Source organism: Enterococcus sp. DIV2385 (assembly GCF_051711925.1).
GTDB classification, from domain to species: Bacteria; Bacillota; Bacilli; order Lactobacillales; family Enterococcaceae; genus Enterococcus; species Enterococcus faecalis.
Window position 1 is genome coordinate 1,986,070 of record NZ_JBIONV010000001.1, and the last position, 16,580, is coordinate 2,002,649.

Below are 16,580 nucleotides of genomic sequence, written 5' to 3' on the forward strand. Positions count from 1 at the left end.
TCACTCTTCTTTTAAATCAATTATCATTTCTAGTGCGTCTTCATTATTTTCGTCATAATAGCCTTTTTTCACCGTTTGTGAGACAAAGCCAATTTTTCGATATAAACGTTGGGCTTTAACATTACTCATTCGTACTTCTAGCGATAAGGTTTCACAACGATTTTTCTTGGCAAAAATTCGCGTTTCTTCTATTAAAGAACGACCTAAACCTAAGCCTTGGTATGCTGTATGGACAGCGACATTCGTAATGTGTGCATCCGTTCCTTGAATCCGACAACCAATAAAGCCAACTGCTTTTCCGTTAATTGCCGCTAACAAATAGAGATGCGGCGCTTTTGAGCCAAGTTCTGCCATGAAAGCAGACATCGTCCAAGGAAGTTCCCCAGCATAAACTTCACGTTCAATTGCTAGTAAATCCTTAATATCTTGGTAGGTGATTTCACGCAATTGAAATTCTTGCTGGTTCATTGCAATGGTTTTAGTTATATACCGTTGCCGTCTTTTTGTAAAGTATTTTGTCACAAAATTAAAGTTTTTCCACATAGCTTTCTCCATTAGGCGTGTGTGTCTTCAACCAATTTTCTTCCGCTTCTACTTTTTTCAAATACGCAGGTAAGAACCCATGAACATTTTCAACAGGTTCAGCCACACTACCTAACGCAGCCAAAACTGCAGCATTAGGAATTTGCCATTGCGGGACATCACAAATTTCTCCATGAGGAATGATTTGAGCTATTTCTTCAGTGAATTTTTCAACATCTTCACCAACAAAAAAAAGATTTGGTTCATTTTTTAGTTGTTCTAATAACTCCCGCAGGGAAATATGTTGGTCCGGTAACTCATTTTGCCACACGCCATTGACAAACCGATAAGCACCAGCATAGACGTTTTTACGACGCGCATCAAAAAGAGGCACAATTAAACCGGTTTGTCCAACACAATTGGCAGCTAACGTTTGTAGACTGGAAATGCCTACTAGCTCTTTCTTTAAAGTATAGGCCAATGTTTTGGCAGTCGTCACGCCTAAACGTAAGCCAGTGTATGATCCAGGTCCTTCTGCTACGACAAAACGATCAATTGCCGTTGGCGCCAAGTTCAATTGACTCATCAAATAGTCAATTGCCGGCATTAATGTTAAGCTATGATTTCTTTTAACCGTTGCTGTATAACTTCCCAGAATTTTTTGATTTTCACACACAGCAATACTCAATGTTTGGTTAGATGTATCTATTGCTAAAATTCGCACACGAATCCCTTTCCTTCTACAATTTAGTCGCTTCATTGTAGCACACTTTCCTTTTTCTAAAAAGGGAAAACGAGGTTTCTTTTTACAGAAACCTCGTTTCGTTCATTTTCTCTTTTTATTTAATGGTTGCTTCTAAGTAATCAATTAATGGTTTACTGATATCTGTTGCAGAACCATTTTCTCCTGAATTTTCAACCATAATCATTGTTAAGAATTTATTGTTACTACGATCTAACGTTAGAAGGAAACTGTTTTCTTTGCCATCTGTATCTTGTTTATCTTTTATTTCAGCTGTTCCTGTTTTAGCAGCCAATGAGAAGTTCGGATTGTACATATTATAAACATAACCTGAAGGATCTTCCACACTACCTAAAAGATCTGTGGCAATTGTATTCGCTGCGTTGGCGCTGATTACATTGTCTTTTTTCTTCGTTTCTTTGTCTAAAACTAGTTTTGGATAGACTAATGTTCCATTATTTTGGAAAACACTATACATGGTAGCTTGCTGGATTGGCGAAATTAACAATTGACCTTGACCGTAGCCCGTATCTGCTAAAAGAATTTCAGAATTAAATTTATCTTCATTTGAAATTTGAGCAGGCGTCATGGCAATTGGTAAATCTAGTTCCTCACCGAAAATGAATTTATTAAGACCCGCTCTAAATTTGTCTTCTCCCATCCGTAATGTTTGTTGGGCAAAATAAATATTATCTGAATTAACTAAAGCGGTACGCAGATTGACTGGACTTGCTTCTTTTACACGTGTCGCAAAATAGCCGCCCCAAGATTTATCTTTTTGCCATTTCAAACCATTAATTTCTAGCTCTTCATCTGGCTTCAATGTCCCTGCATCTAAACCAATGGCACCGGTAATTGTTTTAAAGGTAGAGCCTGGTGCATAGCCTGTCGCAAAACGTGCTGTGAATGGTAAATCTTTGTTGTTATTGTAAGCATCATATTCTTTTTGAGAAATACCATTGGCCATTTTATTAGGATCATACGAAGGTGAACTAACCGTTGCTAATAAATCGCCTTTTTGAGGATCGGTAATGACCGCACTACCAGGACGTTTGTCAAATATAGCGAAGGCTTGTTGTTGTACGCCACTGTCAATCGTTAATTTAATCGTTTGACCATCTTTTTTCTCTTTGGTTTGTAAAGCTTTTTTGACATTCTCTTTGTCATCTAAAATAACTAGTGAGCCACCATCTTGCCCTCTTAATTCTTTATCAAACGCTCGTTCTAAACCAGTTTTACCAATTACGCCCGTACTACTTAACTCTGGATTTTTTTCAATATCTTCTGCAGTAATGGTGCCCGTATACCCGATTAATTGCGCAGCTGCTTCCCCCAGCGGATAATAACGTGACTCTGTATCTTTTGTCGCAGCCCCTGTTGGTAATTCTGTCACTGGTTCAGAAGCGACTGTGATTGGTACAAAGGAGTCTGCTTGGACCCACCCTTGGCTTAACTTTTGATTGATTTCATCAACAGAAACGCCGAACTTATCACTAAAAGCTTTGATATTGGCTGTTTTTTCTGCGCCAGAACCGAGTTTGCCAGGCACTACGCCCACTTCGTCAAACACTTTGTTAATTGCTAGCCCACTACCATTACGATCGACAATTTCTCCACGTTTGGCATTATCTACTTGAATCGAAATTTTATCATTTCCTGACATATCTGGAAAAATTAAAGACGGCTTCCAAGCGATTTGGTAGGTATCGCCTTTCTTGGCGATACTTGATTGATAAGACAAATCTTTCATTTCGCCTAAAGGCGTGCTCATCGATAATTTATAGGTAAATGTGTATTGATTGTCTTTCGCCTTTTTGACTTGAACATCACTAGCTTTGACTCCTTCAGCTTGAATCCCTGAATAAATTGCTTGGTATTTTTCAACAACAGATTTAGTATCATAGCCATTTTTCTTTAAGCTAGCTTCTTGAACAACGGACGGTAACTTATCAAATTCCTGTTTTGACAATACGTTTAAAAATGTAGTAGCTGTTTTCTTCGCTTCGGCTAATTCTTGTTTGGCTTGCCATTGACTATAAGCATAATACCCGCCACCGGCAGCAGCGATTAGAACCAAGGCAGAAACACCAAGAATAAGTGGTTTTTTTGAAGATTTTTTATTACGATTGCTTCGTTCCATTCAATAATCCCCTAACTATATAATATGTCTTTTCTTCTATTATACGTAACTTTTTTTAAAATGCTTGTGTTTCACCTATACTTTTTTTAATTTCTTAATAAAGTTTGATCAAATTTTTCCATTTCATCAGGCTTTCGTTGGATTTCTCTGCATTCATTGTGTGGTATACTAGCTGTAACAATTAGTTTTTTATTAGGAGGAATGAACATGGGACTTATTAAAGCAGCAACAAGTTCAGTTGGCGGTGGCTTGGCCGATCAATGGCTAGAGGTTATTGAACCTGATAATATGGGGGACACAACCGTCATGACAAAAGGTGTTTTTGTGCGTAAAGATGATAAACGTGGTTCTAATCGTAAAGGAACGGACGATGTTTTAACAGATGGATCTGTTGTACATGTCTATCCCAACATGATGATGCTTCTTGTCGATGGTGGCAAAATCATCGATTACACTGCTGAAGAAGGCTATTATACAGTCAAAAATGATTCTGCGCCTTCAATGTTTAACGGTTCTTTAAAAGATGCGATTGCAGAGACCTTCAGTCGTTTCAAATTTGGTGGCGTAACTCCACAAAAACAACAAGTTTTTTATATTAATTTGCAAGAAATTAAAGGCATTAAATTTGGAACACCTGCGCCATTAAACTATTTTGATAATTTTTATAATGCCGAACTTTTCTTACGTGCACACGGAAATTACTCAATTAAAATTACAGATCCTTTGCTATTTTATACTAATGCGATTCCTAAAAACCAAACGCAAGTAGATATTAATGATATTAATGAACAATATTTGGCAGAGTTCATTACAGCATTGCAAGCAGCAATCAATCAAATGTCTGCTGATGGACAACGTATTTCTTATGTTCCCTCAAAAAGTGTTGAATTAAGCAAATATATGCAAACTGCGCTTGACGAGGATTGGCGCACCAATCGCGGCATGGAAATTGTTTCTGTAGCAGTTGCAAGCATTTCTTATACAGATGATTCAACTAAATTAATCAACATGCGAAATGAAGGTGCTATGCTCAGCGATCCAGGTGTTCGCGAAGGCTATGTTCAAGGTTCCTTGGCTCGTGGTATGGAGGCTGCTGGTAAAAATGAAGGTGGCGCTATGAGCGGCTTTATGGGCGTTGGTATGGGCATGAATGCGAATGGCAACTACTTTGCGCAAGCGTCTCAAACAAACCAACAACAAATGCAAGAAAAACAAAACCAGCAAAACGCACAAGGGGCTACAGACACTTGGACTTGCCCACAATGTGGGACTGAAAACACTGGGAAGTTTTGTTCAAACTGTGGTACACCAAAACCAACAAACGAAAAACCAAAATTAGAAATGAAATGTAGTGAATGTAGCGAAATTGTTGACTTAAGTAATGGTATTCCTAAGTTCTGTCCACATTGTGGTAAACCATTCCAAGGGGTTCCTTTATAAGCAAGTAGTGAACAATTAAAGAAAAGGGTCAGGCACAAGTCTACCCTTTTTCTTTGAATCAGATTCCTGTTATTTACTCACTCTATTAGAAAGGACGGTTGCAATGGAAACAACATTTACCCATAAATGCCCCAACTGTGGCGGCCCGCTCTTATTTAATCCCAAAGATCAAAAATTTCATTGTGAATATTGTTTAAATATTTACACGGAAGAAGAAGTGACTCGTTATGAGCAACAGCAACATGAGGCGCATTTAGAGAATCCCACAACAACGACTGACGAGGAAAATTTGACTTTCACGGCGGAAGAAGAATCCTCCGCTACGCAACAAACAGAGACCACTGAGAATGAAGCAGCTGCAGATGCAGGCACAATGGAAATTTTTAATTGTCCCAGCTGTGGCGCTCAAATTGTCACCGATGCAACAACGGCAGCCACATACTGTTATTATTGCCATAATCCAGTTGTCTTGGCTGGTCGATTAAGTGGCGAATTTTTACCAGAAAACGTCTTACCCTTTACAATTGAAAAAGACGAAGCGATTGAAAAATTTCTCGCTTGGACCAAGAAAAAATGGTTCATTCCTCGAGATTTTTTCAGCAAAAATCAAATCGATAAATTAACTGGGGTTTACTTCCCCTATTGGGTCGTTGATGCAGAAGTCGACGGACAACTGCAAGCTACTGGCACAAGTATTCGCATTTGGCGCGTAGGTGATATTGAATACACCGAAACAAAACGTTTCAATGTGGGACGTTCAGGAAAATTATCGTTTAAAGAATTAGTTAAAAATGCCTTGTCAAAAAACGTCCAACAAAAAATGGTGGAAGGCGTTCAACCATTTTTAATTGATCAAGCGGTGCCTTTCAAAAGCCAATACCTAGCAGGTTTCCAAGCAGAAAAACGCGATATTGAATATGAAGCAATCAAAAAACACGTCCAACAAGAATTACAAGATTATTCGGAATCATTGTTACGGGACTCTGCTTCTGGTTATACTACGTTGACAAATGTTCGCACGGATATTTCTCTAAACCAAGAAAATAATCACTATATGCTTTTGCCAATTTGGTTAGTCACCTATCGCAGTCAGGAACAATCAAAAAAAGTTTATTATTATGCCATGAATGGACAAACAGGTAAAGTAAGCGGTGTGCTTCCAATTAGTTACACCCGTTTAGGACTAGCAACGTTAGGCATTTTCGCTGGACTCTTAGCACTCTTTTTATTAGGAGGTTATTTCCTATGAAAAAACGACTTTTACCTATTTTTTTCCTAATACTTCTTACCTTTGGCCTTGCCCTACCCGTTTCGGCGGCTGAAAATTCAATTGATGATGGCGCACAATTACTGACACCTGATCAAATCAACCAACTAAAGCAAGAGATACAACCTTTAGAAGAAAAAACAAAAGCCTCTGTCTTTATTGTGACCACAAATAATAATACCTATGGCGATGAACAAGAATATGCAGATCATTATCTTTTAAATAAAGTTGGCAAGGATCAAAATGCGATTCTTTTTCTCATTGATATGGACTTACGGAAAGTCTACATCTCTACTTCTGGAAACATGATTGATTATATGACGGATGCACGAATTGATGATACCTTAGATAAAGTAATGGATGGGATGAGTCAAGGAAATTATTTTGCGGCTGCTCAAACTTTTGTTCAGGAAACTCAAACATTTGTTGATAAAGGGGTTCCTGGGGGGCACTATCGTGTGGATAGCGAAACAGGTAAAATCACCCGTTATAAAGTCATTACCCCTCTGGAAATGGTAATTGCTTTTGCTGCTGCGCTAATACTCAGCTTGGTCTTCTTAGGCATCAATATTTCTAAATACCAATTAAAATTTTCAAGTTATCAATATCCCTTTAGGGAAAAAACAACTTTAAACTTAACCTCCCGCACAGATCAGTTAACCAACTCTTTCATCACTACGCGTCGTATTCCTAAAAACAATGGCGGCAGTGGCGGAATGGGCGGTAGTGGTAGCACCACCCACTCAACTGGCGGCGGCACATTCGGTGGCGGCGGTCGAAGTTTTTAGATTTTTCGTAGAAATACCAACTCCTATAAAGAGTGATAAAAACCAACCGATTGAACCAAAACTATTTGATTCACAAAAAAACTCACCTAGCACTATTGAAGACGTAATGGCTTAGTTAAGAAATTTAAAACTGTTAGTTGATGAAGGAATTCTAACAGAAGAAGAATTTCAACAAAAGAAACGGCAATTGCTTCAATTAGATTAATAAAAAAATCCTGAAAAGACTCGTCATCTTTTCAGGATTTTTTTCTTCTTGGTATTTTCCCATAATTCTTGATAAGGTATTTCATGGATATCACGAAAATAAGCTACTTCAAACTTTTCAAAATCAGTTGACTGGCAGTTGCCGGTTAAAACACCAATTCCTGCTTTGCCATGACACGTTCCCATGAAAACATCCACGAGCGAATCACCTACCATAATTACTTCTGTCGCCTTCAATTGACATGACTGACAAAAGGCTTGGAGCATGTCCGCATCTGGTTTCGGTAAGTAACGATCTCCTGTCGCAATAAAATCAAACATTTCTGTTAAACCAAGATATTCCATAATCAACATAGTCGCTGGCAAAGTATCTGAAGTTGCTAATCCAATTTTATAGTTCTTCCGTTTTAGCTCAAGAAATAACTGTTTTAAATCACCAATTGGTTCAATCTTTTTCAGATTTTTTCGTAAATAATCATAAAAAAATTGCTCCAGCCATCGACTGCTGATTCCCTGTTCGACTAATTCCTCAAATTGCGCCAATTCCTGATAAAGTTCCTGATAAAGGACTTCATCAAGTAAATGTTTTTGCAAAAAACGTTGCTCCTGAATAGCTAATATCTTTTTTATTTCTGCTGAATGATGAGGGGCTAACATACTTAGTGTTTCAAAACAAGCTTGCAAACCTGCTTGCCAAAGAGTGTCAAAACGAATACACGTACCATCTTTATCAAATAAAATTCCTCGATTTTCCATGAAAGAACACCTCAAAACGTTTGCTTTGCTTCCTATTTGTTTCTTCAAGTATACTAATCATTTATTTGATTTTGATATTCTTTTTGTATCATTTGTGTAAAAAAATATAAAAAAACAACGAATTTAGAAAAATTCGTTGCTTTTTTATTAATCAATCACTTTTTTCACTTTGAATTCTTTTGTTTCAGCAGATGGTTCTGTTTGATCAGCTAATTCAAATAAAATATGGGTACCATTTTCTTCATCTTCAACGATAATCAGTTTTCCTGGAATCTTTCGAGTATCTTTCGCAATTTGGGCTTCTTTAATTAATTCTTTTTGATCTCTTTTTGAAGCAAGGGCATTTCCTAAATTAAAAAAGACAGTTTCTTCCATAATTAACCACTCACTTTCTATACTTTTCTTAAGTTAATTATAGCATATAGCTAGAAAAAGTGGCAGCTTGTGTCCTTTTACTTTCATTTAAGCATCAATAATCAAAGAATAAGCATAAGAACTTTCATAAATTCCTGAAGTATAATAATTGAGCCTCTTTTTAAATAGCGGGCCGTCAATTACCAACGTATGGTACTCCCCGTTTTCTCCGCAAATATCTAATTGATGCTCTTTAAGGTACGTGATAAATGTTTCATCTAACGGTTCTCCTAAAAATTTTATTGGAATACCAGCCTCTTTGCTGACCGTTTTGATAATTGCTGTGTACCCTTTTGCCAAGAATTCTTTGACAAGTGCTTCGCGATTTTCCTGCCAAAGAGGTAATTGTGGTTCAAGTCCAGCACTTAATGCAACTTGGCGATCCCAAGCACCATTTTGTTCAATATCTATATCGCCAAAACAAACCGTTTCTGCACCTAATTTTTTGGTTTCCTGCAGTGCCTCAACCACTTTTTCTGTGTAATTTGTTTCATTGTTATGTGATATAACAAGTGGTAAATCTAACGCTTCAGCCGCTGCTTCTAAGACGGAGATTGGTATGCCGTGACACCAAGAACGATTAATTTCATCACTTAATGTTGTCACTAACGCTACTGGCTGATTTCCTGCTTGTATTAATCGATCCATCGCCAATAAACAATCTTTACCAGAGCTATAACTTAAACAAAATTTTTTCATAAACGTTCCCTCTTTTCTCTATGACTATACCTCAAAACAATACATCCGTATACATATTTATTATTTAAGTATAACTAATACTGAATAGTTATTTGAATCAAAACATGGTATAAAATAGAGGTAAAGCAAGCTTTATTCACTTCTTTATATCTCTTTTCAACGGATGATCAGCTGGCGGAAACCAGCTGATCTTTTTTTCAAAAAACACAGCTATCTTTTGCAGTTTTCTTTTCCTCATGTTATAAAGAGATAGTAGGAAGCATTTATTCACTTCTTTACAAATCTATCTTAATCTTAGACAGTCGGCGGAAAACGGCTGTCTATTTATCTGGAAAAATTATGAACTCGTCAGCTAGTGGTCAGTTGACGAGTTTTATGTTATAATAATTAGAACACGAAAAATATTTTTAAACGAACCATTCAATTGTTTTGATGATTTTATTCAAAACTGGCGTGTCTAGAGAGATACAAGGATGTATTAGAGGTAGGGAATACATCGCTTAAATGAAAAATACTTGAATACTAGAAATAGTCTGATCCAACTTTAAAATAATAATATTGATTCGTTAGATAGCCTTCTCTTTAAAGAGAAGGCTATTGTCAATTAAAGAGTAAAACCACCGTATGTTTAAAGTTAAACTTATCTCAAACATACCCTGTCAGTGTTTCACGCATTATCTCAATAAACAGTAAAAATCCAGAAGAGAGACTCTTCTGGATTTTTGCTTATTTGACGATACTTTTTTAAATTTTGTTAATCAATTTAAAATAATCCACATAAGTGCATAATTGGGAAAACAAATAATAAACTATCAAAACGATCTAAAATACCGCCATGTCCTGGCAAGATGTTACCAGAGTCTTTCACGCCATAATGACGTTTGATAGAAGATTCAACCAAATCACCGAATTGCCCTACTATAGAAAATAGAACCGTCAATACGAGCATCACCGGCATTGGATAAGGAAATAGCCCTTTATTAGCTGTGAAAACTAAAAACAACGCTGCTACAACCACGGCTGATAAAATACCACCAAGTGCACCTTCTATTGTCTTGTTGGGTGAAACATCTGGCATCAATTTATGACGACCAAATCGGCGTCCAAATAGATATGCACCAATATCCGTTGCCCAGACAATGAATAAAGCAAATAACAAGACTTCAAAACCTGCGGAACGGGCACTAATAAAGTTCTGGAACCCCATCCCTACATATAAACTGACAATAACTGGAAAGCCAGCTTCTTCAATCGTATATGTATTTTTAGAAATTACCGAAGCACCTAACAACAACATTACAGTGACATAAAATAAAATGAAATTTGTTTGCATTTCCGGCAAAAAGTTTAACCATTTAATTGTTGGGATAACTAAAAAAACGGCCCCTAATGCTGATAAAACACCTTCAAAACTTAATAACGTTAATCCTTTCATACGGAATAACTCGTACACGCCGACTACTGCCAAAGCAACAGCGGCAATCTCAATTGCAAAACCACCATACCAGATAATTGGAATAAAGATGATTAATGCGACGATAGCTGTGATGACACGTTGTCTCACTGCGGATCGCTCCCTTCTGTTTCTGTAGTTTCTTTTAGACCTCCAAAACGACGATTACGATTTTGGAAAGAAGCAATCGCGGTTTCTAAAGTGTCCCCTGAAAAATCAGGCCATAATGCTTTTGTAAAAAACAACTCGCTATAAGCAATTTGCCATAACAAGAAATTACTAATTCTCTCTTCCCCACTTGTTCGAATCAACAATTCTGGATCACGAAGTTCCGTGGGTAAAAAGCCAGTCATTAAGTGATCTGCGATCGTTTCTTCTGTAATCTCATCTGCCGTATATGCTTTTTCTGAAACCTCTGCAGCAATCTGTTTCATGGCAGTTAGTAGCTCCGCACGCGCCCCATAATTTAAAGCAAAGTTCAAAACCATGCCCGTATTGTCCTTGGTTTGCTCAATGGCCCGCTTAACAGCATCTTGCGTATGGCTTGGTAGAAACTCTTGGTAGCCCATTACATTGACTTTAACATTTTCCTTAATTAATTCAGGCACGAATGTATCAAAAAAATCAACAGGCAATTGCATTAAGAAATTGACTTCATCTGTTGGTCTCTTCCAATTTTCCGTTGAAAATGCATAAAGTGTTAAAACTTTAACGCCTAAATGACTAGCATGCTTCGTTATTTTTTTAACCGTATCCATGCCTTCTTTATGTCCAGCAATTCTCGGCAGTCTTCGATTCTGTGCCCACCGTCCATTTCCGTCCATAATAATGGCAATGTGCTGCGGAATTTGGCCTTCTTTATCAAAGGCGTACTGGCTTGCTTCTTCTACATATTTATTTTTTTGCGGAAAAAAACGTAACATCTTTTTCCCTCCATTCCAAAAAATCTATCTTAATTATTATAACAATAACTAATGCAAATGCCTATGCATAGTCCCTGAATTTTCCTGATAATTAAGAAATTCCTTGTAACTTTATCATTTATAGTCCTTTTTTAAAAGAAAAAAACTTAGACTTGGCAGGTAAATCAACATGATGTATCTGCCTAGCCCTAAAATTTTAAATAAACAACGGGACAGGAGTAGCTTCTTCGGAAATAAGCTGAACGTCCTTGAGAGACAAAAAGCATCTTTCAGAACTTTCTTCTTATTTCTTGAAGCTTAACACGCCTGTCCCGACCTCAAGTTTTTATTCTATTGTCTTTTTCTTTTTATTCATTGACTGGAACAATGGCACCGTTCCATTTTTTCGTAATCCAATCTTGGACTTCTTTGCTACGTAACACTTTGACTAATTTTTTTACATTTTCGTTGTTTTCGTCTTCTTTACGAACCGCAATAATATTGGCATAAGGTGAACTTTCTTTTTCTAAGGCAATCGCATCTTTTTTCGGATTTAATCCTTGATCCACGGCAAAGTTTGAGTTAATTAAAACCGCAGCCCCTTCTTCATTGTCATAAAGAGTGGTCATGATTGCTGGATCACTTTCATGATTGAATTTCAACTTTTTAGTGTTTTTATCAATATCATCGAAAGTAGCAGTTGTCCGGTCTACCCCTTCTTTCAGCGTGATTAAACCATCATCTTCTAAAATCGTTAAAACACGTGGCCAATCTGAAACGGAAGAGCTAACGTAAATCGTTGAACCATCAGGAATTTCTTGTAACGATTTGTATTTTTTCGAGTAAAGCCCTACTGGTTCTAAATGAATCGCACCTGCATTCACAAAGTCATAATCATTTTCTTTAACCGCTTCATTAAAGAACGGCACATGTTGGAAATAGTTGGCATCGATATCGCCACTTTCCAACGCCTTGTTAGGTAGCACGTAATCTGTATAAGTCGTCACTTCTAGTTTTACGCCTTCTTTTTCTAATAAAGGTTTTACATGTTCTAAAATCTCTGCATGTGGAACTGGTGAAGCTCCAACTTTCAAGACCGAGTCATCACTCTTTTTATTGCCGCAAGCCCCTAAAACTAAGACAGCTACTGCAACAGTAATTACTGACCATAATGTACGTTTTTTCATCTTATTCCCTCCATTTATCGTTTATCTATTTTTTTAGCGACTGTATCCCCAATCCATTGAATCGCAAAGACAATAATTAAGATACAAATCGTTGCTACTAAGGTAACTGTATTTTGACCACGTTGGAAGCCATCTTGATACGCCAAACTTCCTAAACCGCCCGCTCCAATAGCAGCTGCCATTGCAGTATAGCCCACTAAGGAAATGGTTGTAACGGTTAAGCCAGAAACAAGCGCTGGCAGACTTTCTGGTAATAGAACTTTCCAAATTATTTGGAAACGATTGGCCCCCATTGCTTTGGCTGCTTCAATCACGCCTTTATCAACTTCACGAAAAGCAATTTCGACCATGCGAGCATAAAAAGGTGCTGCGGAAATAATCAAAGCTGGTAAGGAACCTTTGACACCAGACATACTCCCTAAAATAATTTTTGTAAAAGGAATTAACAGAACGATTAAGATAATAAACGGAATCGAACGGAAAATATTTACAAAAATGGCCACTAGCCAATACAGTAATCGGCTCAAAATCCCTTTTCTGCCTGACGTTTCAAAAAGTAGTAGTCCTAAAATCAGCCCTAAAATGGCGACCACTATGATTGAAATCCCTGTCATATAGAGTGTTTCAATCGTTTTTTCTTGTAGTTTACTTATATCAATTTGCGAAAAATCAAAGAAACTTGCTAAGCCACGATTATTCATTTCCAATCACCTCTGTTTCTACACGAAGTTTACGTAATCCTTCAATGGCTGCTAGAATATTTTGCTCTTCGCCTAATAATTGAATATAAAGAGAACCCACTGCACCCTGCTTTGTTTGCTGAATGTTCCCTTGAATAATACTGACTTCTACTTGATATTCTCGGACAATATGCGAGATAATTGGCAATTTCGCTTGTTCGCCGTGGAAAAGTAGGCGAACAATTTTTCCATTCGGATATTGTTCCAACATTTCTTCAACAACCAGTTCCGTTTCTTCAATGTTTTTATCCGCTTCTTGTTGGATAAAGCGTTTCGCAATTTCTGTTTGAGGCTTTTTGAAAATATCGATTACTTTACCTTCTTCAACAATTTCACCATATTCCATCACGGCTACGCGATTACAAATTTTACGAATCACGTGCATTTCATGGGTAATTAATACAACCGTTAAATTTAATTCTTGGTTGATTTTTAGTAGTAATTCTAGCACCTCATCAGTTGTCTGCGGATCCAAAGCACTCGTTGCTTCATCACAAAGCAAAATATCAGGATTGTTAGCTAAGGCACGGGCAATCCCCACTCGTTGCTTTTGCCCACCAGAGAGTTGACTTGGGTAGGCGGTTTCCCGTCCTTCTAAACCAACCAACTTGATTAACTCTTCTGCGCGGCTTTTCCGATTTTGTTTTGGAACACCAGCAATTTCCAATGGGAGCATGATATTTTCTAGGACCGTCCGTGACCATAATAAATTAAAATGTTGAAAGATCATCCCAATTTTTTTACGGAAGTTTCGTAGTTCTTTATTTGGCAACAATGCAATATCTTGTCCTTGAATTTCTACTTCACCTTCTGTAGGTGTTTCAAGCCCATTCAATAGGCGAACCAACGTACTTTTTCCTGCACCTGAATAGCCAATAATGCCATAAATATCACCTGATTCAACCGTTAAATCAATATCTTTTAAAGCCGTGACTTTACCCGCTTTACCGGAAAACTCTTTTTTTACATGACGTAATTCAATTAATGCCATTTTGTTCTCCTCTTCTTTCTGTTCTACTTTCTTATTTTGAAGGTTTCGCACTTTTTATGAAACGAATTTGCTTAATAAAAACAAAAAAACTTCCATCCTTTTGCTATTACAGCAAAAAGGACGAAAGTTTGTCATTTCGTGATACCACCTTAATTCGCTATTATTTCTCAATAATAACCTCATACGGTACTTGATTCTTCGCATACCGTTGGCTGTAACGGGCGCCCCGTAGTAAGTTCACTGCTTCGCTCACTTACTCTGCTCAAAGACCATCTTCCATCTTAAATCTGTTACCCATTCTCAGCAAACAGGGCTCTCTTCAAACGTCCTTAACATGTACTCTTCTTTTCAAAGCTTTCTTTTGATTAGATTGAGAAAATTATAGCAATAAACATTGGCCTTGTCAACGTAAGACTAAAGATTTTCAAATTCTGTTGGTTCAACATCTGCTAAAACAGCAATCCAGGCATTTTCTTCATCTAACGCACTTGGCTCTTGATCAGCCGCTTCATTAATCGCGACTACTTTACCAGATAATGGACTACTGAATTCACTGACTGCTTTTTCTGCTTCTAATTCAATTAAAGAGTCACCTTTAGCTAATGTTTGTCCGACTTTTGGAAACGTTGCAAAAGTAATCTTTCCTAAATCCTCTTGGGCTTCGGCGGTTAAACCAATTTTATAACCTGCTTCTGTTGGTAAGATCCATAATTGATCAATTTGTTTCATTTCACTCATTTTCCAAGCACTCCTTCGTAATCTGCTTCTTTAAAACCATTCGTTAGAAATGTATTATCTTTTAAGAGAATTGGACGCTTAATCAACATGCCATCCGCAGCTAAACGCTGACTTGCTTCTTCAATAGAAAAACTGTCAACAAGATCTTTTAAGCCTTGTTCTCTATATAAAACCCCACTTGTGTTAAAAAAACGACGAACAGGCAAGCCAGTCTCTTTCATCCATTTTGCTAGTTGTTCACTACTAGGCGGTGTTGCTTTAATATCAATTGCTTGGTATTTAACGCCTTGTTGGTCTAACCACGCTTTCGCTTTTTTACAAGTTGAGCATTTAGGATATTCATAAAGTGTGTACATTTCTACCCCTTCTTTCTTCTTTCTTTAACGACCACTTCTGGTACGAACCGTTTCTTGTTGGTAACGCATGGACATAATTAAGCCCACCCCAATCATGTTACCTAAAATGGAAGAACCACCTTGACTAATAAACGGTAATGGAATCCCAGTTAATGGTAGTAAACCAATATTCGCTCCAATGTTTTCAAAAACATGGAACAAAATCATCATGATAATTCCTGTGGCAATGTAGGCATAGAATTCATTATTTGTATCAAAACAAACGCGAATCATGCGGTAGATTAAAATAAAATACAACAAAATAATGAAACAGCCACCAATAAAGCCAAAGTTTTCACCAACAACTGTAAAAATCATATCTGACTCACGAACAGGGACATACACATCACTCACGTTAAAGCCTTTTCCGAAAAGGCCCCCAGAACCAATTGCTGTTAATGCTAGCGCTGGTTGGAATGAGCGATCTGGATCTGTATGGAAAGGATTTAGCCATAAATCAATCCGATCAAATTGATAAGCTTTAATGCCAATTTTAGACAATAAGTCTCTTCCTGTTTCTGTTGTTACCAAGTAGATGGTTCCAGCTCCGACTAGAGCAGCTATGATAAAGGCGGGCACAATAATTTTCCAAGTAATGCCAGACATTAAGAAAACTCCCCCAAAAATGGCTAAGAAAACTAACATCGTCCCGAAGTCTTTTTGTAAAAGTACTAAAACAATTACCGGAATCGCGACTAATAGCATTTTAGCGATTAGCCAAAAGTCGCTTTTGAGTGTTCGGTCCACATATTTAACATTATGCATGGTCACTATATAGGCCAACATCAAAATAAACGCAATCTTCATCAATTCCGATGGTTGGAATGTGGTGCCACCAAAGCGAATCCAGTTTTTAGAACCTGTTTGCTCTGCTAGTACGGGGTCATAGAATTTCAGTAGTAATCCCATTAATACTAATCCAAGTGCATAAAAAACGGGCGTTAACCGCCAGAGTAATTTTGAGCTAAAATGCATAATAATGACAATACTTAATCCTCCGACTAAATACCACAGTCCTTGTTTCATTAACAAGCTACCAATTTTAGGTTTGCTTGGATCATTGTAAAGCGCTACGTAAAGCGATAGCATACCAATTAGTGATAAAAGAAAAACTGGTAATATCACGCCGTAATCAATTCGACTATCTAAATTTGTTTTCTCTTTTCTATTCATTCGTCATCCCTTTTCCTTTGTTCATACGT

At 37.3% G+C, this 16,580-nt stretch carries 17 protein-coding genes, 1 pseudogene and 1 other annotated feature; of the genes and pseudogenes, 4 read left to right on the plus strand and 14 right to left on the minus strand.

Annotated elements, in window-relative coordinates; all coding sequences use genetic code 11:
• From rimI to pbp4, 3 genes are all read right to left on the minus strand, one after another.
• Complete coding sequence (gene rimI, locus IGM04_RS09575; RefSeq protein WP_002385747.1) at window positions 1–555, minus strand: ribosomal protein S18-alanine N-acetyltransferase; 555 nt, start codon at window positions 553–555, stop codon at window positions 1–3.
• Entirely contained in the window at window positions 527–1,246 is a 720-nt protein-coding gene (gene tsaB / locus IGM04_RS09580) for a tRNA (adenosine(37)-N6)-threonylcarbamoyltransferase complex dimerization subunit type 1 TsaB (RefSeq protein WP_002356660.1), read from the minus strand. Before tsaB ends, rimI begins: the two co-directional genes overlap by 29 nt.
• 115 nt (window positions 1,247–1,361) lie before the next feature.
• Complete coding sequence (pbp4, locus tag IGM04_RS09585; RefSeq protein WP_002356658.1) at window positions 1,362–3,404, minus strand: penicillin-binding protein PBP4(5); 2,043 nt, start codon at window positions 3,402–3,404, stop codon at window positions 1,362–1,364.
• Between the two features lie 207 nt (window positions 3,405–3,611).
• Here pbp4 and IGM04_RS09590 point away from each other — a divergent pair, with 207 nt between their 5' ends.
• The 4 genes and pseudogenes from IGM04_RS09590 to IGM04_RS09605 form a co-directional block, all read left to right on the plus strand.
• Window positions 3,612–4,844, plus strand: a complete 1,233-nt coding sequence (locus IGM04_RS09590) for an SPFH domain-containing protein (RefSeq protein ID WP_002356656.1) — start codon at window positions 3,612–3,614, stop codon at window positions 4,842–4,844.
• A 103-nt stretch (window positions 4,845–4,947) separates the two neighbouring features.
• Window positions 4,948–6,093 (plus strand): hypothetical protein, encoded by a 1,146-nt coding sequence (locus IGM04_RS09595; protein WP_033597286.1) that lies wholly within the window; start codon window positions 4,948–4,950, stop codon window positions 6,091–6,093.
• Window positions 6,090–6,899, plus strand: a complete 810-nt coding sequence (locus tag IGM04_RS09600; RefSeq protein WP_086318046.1) for a TPM domain-containing protein — start codon at window positions 6,090–6,092, stop codon at window positions 6,897–6,899. The genes IGM04_RS09595 and IGM04_RS09600 overlap by 4 nt, the downstream gene beginning before the upstream one ends.
• Window positions 6,900–6,909: 10 nt before the next feature.
• Window positions 6,910–7,104 (plus strand): annotated as a pseudogene (locus IGM04_RS09605) (SHOCT domain-containing protein); the annotation flags it as partial.
• Between the two features lie 23 nt (window positions 7,105–7,127).
• Here IGM04_RS09605 and IGM04_RS09610 read toward each other — a convergent pair.
• The 11 genes from IGM04_RS09610 to IGM04_RS09660 form a co-directional block, all read right to left on the minus strand.
• Window positions 7,128–7,859 (minus strand): HAD family hydrolase, encoded by a 732-nt coding sequence (locus tag IGM04_RS09610; protein ID WP_002390007.1) that lies wholly within the window; start codon window positions 7,857–7,859, stop codon window positions 7,128–7,130.
• 147 nt (window positions 7,860–8,006) lie between these two features.
• Complete coding sequence (locus IGM04_RS09615; RefSeq protein ID WP_002362220.1) at window positions 8,007–8,234, minus strand: hypothetical protein; 228 nt, start codon at window positions 8,232–8,234, stop codon at window positions 8,007–8,009.
• 87 nt (window positions 8,235–8,321) lie between these two features.
• Entirely contained in the window at window positions 8,322–8,972 is a 651-nt protein-coding gene (locus tag IGM04_RS09620) for a diphthine--ammonia ligase (protein ID WP_086318045.1), read from the minus strand.
• A gap of 763 nt (window positions 8,973–9,735) precedes the next feature.
• A complete protein-coding gene (locus IGM04_RS09625) occupies window positions 9,736–10,536 on the minus strand; it encodes a phosphatidate cytidylyltransferase (RefSeq protein WP_002359680.1) in 801 nt (266 codons plus the stop codon).
• On the minus strand, window positions 10,533–11,348 hold the full coding sequence (locus IGM04_RS09630) for an isoprenyl transferase (protein ID WP_002362225.1): 816 nt from the start codon (window positions 11,346–11,348) through the stop codon (window positions 10,533–10,535). The genes IGM04_RS09625 and IGM04_RS09630 overlap by 4 nt, the downstream gene beginning before the upstream one ends.
• 347 nt (window positions 11,349–11,695) lie before the next feature.
• Window positions 11,696–12,514 (minus strand): MetQ/NlpA family ABC transporter substrate-binding protein, encoded by an 819-nt coding sequence (locus tag IGM04_RS09635; RefSeq protein ID WP_086318044.1) that lies wholly within the window; start codon window positions 12,512–12,514, stop codon window positions 11,696–11,698.
• A gap of 14 nt (window positions 12,515–12,528) precedes the next feature.
• Window positions 12,529–13,215 carry a methionine ABC transporter permease gene (locus tag IGM04_RS09640; RefSeq protein ID WP_002362617.1) on the minus strand — a complete coding sequence of 229 codons (687 nt, stop codon included), beginning with the start codon at window positions 13,213–13,215 and terminating at the stop codon, window positions 12,529–12,531.
• Window positions 13,208–14,245, minus strand: a complete 1,038-nt coding sequence (locus IGM04_RS09645) for a methionine ABC transporter ATP-binding protein (protein WP_002396218.1) — start codon at window positions 14,243–14,245, stop codon at window positions 13,208–13,210. Before IGM04_RS09645 ends, IGM04_RS09640 begins: the two co-directional genes overlap by 8 nt.
• A gap of 113 nt (window positions 14,246–14,358) precedes the next feature.
• Window positions 14,359–14,606: a binding site (T-box leader), on the minus strand.
• A 53-nt stretch (window positions 14,607–14,659) separates the two neighbouring features.
• Window positions 14,660–14,974 carry a glycine cleavage system protein H gene (locus tag IGM04_RS09650; protein ID WP_011109554.1) on the minus strand — a complete coding sequence of 105 codons (315 nt, stop codon included), beginning with the start codon at window positions 14,972–14,974 and terminating at the stop codon, window positions 14,660–14,662.
• Between the two features lie 5 nt (window positions 14,975–14,979).
• A complete protein-coding gene (locus IGM04_RS09655; RefSeq protein WP_002359675.1) occupies window positions 14,980–15,339 on the minus strand; it encodes an arsenate reductase family protein in 360 nt (119 codons plus the stop codon).
• 24 nt (window positions 15,340–15,363) lie between these two features.
• On the minus strand, window positions 15,364–16,551 hold the full coding sequence (locus IGM04_RS09660) for an FtsW/RodA/SpoVE family cell cycle protein (protein WP_002367107.1): 1,188 nt from the start codon (window positions 16,549–16,551) through the stop codon (window positions 15,364–15,366).
• Between the last annotated feature and the right edge of the window lie 29 nt (window positions 16,552–16,580).

Bases quoted from the DNA above. Each gene is read 5' to 3' on its own strand.
- rimI (WP_002385747.1), bottom strand. From the start codon at position 555: ATGGAGAAAGCTATGTGGAAAAACTTTAATTTTGTGACAAAATACTTT.
- pbp4 (WP_002356658.1), bottom strand. From the start codon at position 3,404: ATGGAACGAAGCAATCGTAATAAAAAATCTTCAAAAAAACCACTTATT.
- IGM04_RS09590 (WP_002356656.1), top strand. From the start codon at position 3,612: ATGGGACTTATTAAAGCAGCAACAAGTTCAGTTGGCGGTGGCTTGGCC.
- IGM04_RS09595 (WP_033597286.1), top strand. From the start codon at position 4,948: ATGGAAACAACATTTACCCATAAATGCCCCAACTGTGGCGGCCCGCTC.
- IGM04_RS09600 (WP_086318046.1), top strand. From the start codon at position 6,090: ATGAAAAAACGACTTTTACCTATTTTTTTCCTAATACTTCTTACCTTT.
- IGM04_RS09610 (WP_002390007.1), bottom strand. From the start codon at position 7,859: ATGGAAAATCGAGGAATTTTATTTGATAAAGATGGTACGTGTATTCGT.
- IGM04_RS09615 (WP_002362220.1), bottom strand. From the start codon at position 8,234: ATGGAAGAAACTGTCTTTTTTAATTTAGGAAATGCCCTTGCTTCAAAA.
- IGM04_RS09620 (WP_086318045.1), bottom strand. From the start codon at position 8,972: ATGAAAAAATTTTGTTTAAGTTATAGCTCTGGTAAAGATTGTTTATTG.
- IGM04_RS09630 (WP_002362225.1), bottom strand. From the start codon at position 11,348: ATGTTACGTTTTTTTCCGCAAAAAAATAAATATGTAGAAGAAGCAAGC.
- IGM04_RS09635 (WP_086318044.1), bottom strand. From the start codon at position 12,514: ATGAAAAAACGTACATTATGGTCAGTAATTACTGTTGCAGTAGCTGTC.
- IGM04_RS09640 (WP_002362617.1), bottom strand. From the start codon at position 13,215: ATGAATAATCGTGGCTTAGCAAGTTTCTTTGATTTTTCGCAAATTGAT.
- IGM04_RS09645 (WP_002396218.1), bottom strand. From the start codon at position 14,245: ATGGCATTAATTGAATTACGTCATGTAAAAAAAGAGTTTTCCGGTAAA.
- IGM04_RS09650 (WP_011109554.1), bottom strand. From the start codon at position 14,974: ATGAAACAAATTGATCAATTATGGATCTTACCAACAGAAGCAGGTTAT.
- IGM04_RS09655 (WP_002359675.1), bottom strand. From the start codon at position 15,339: ATGTACACACTTTATGAATATCCTAAATGCTCAACTTGTAAAAAAGCG.
- IGM04_RS09660 (WP_002367107.1), bottom strand. From the start codon at position 16,551: ATGAATAGAAAAGAGAAAACAAATTTAGATAGTCGAATTGATTACGGC.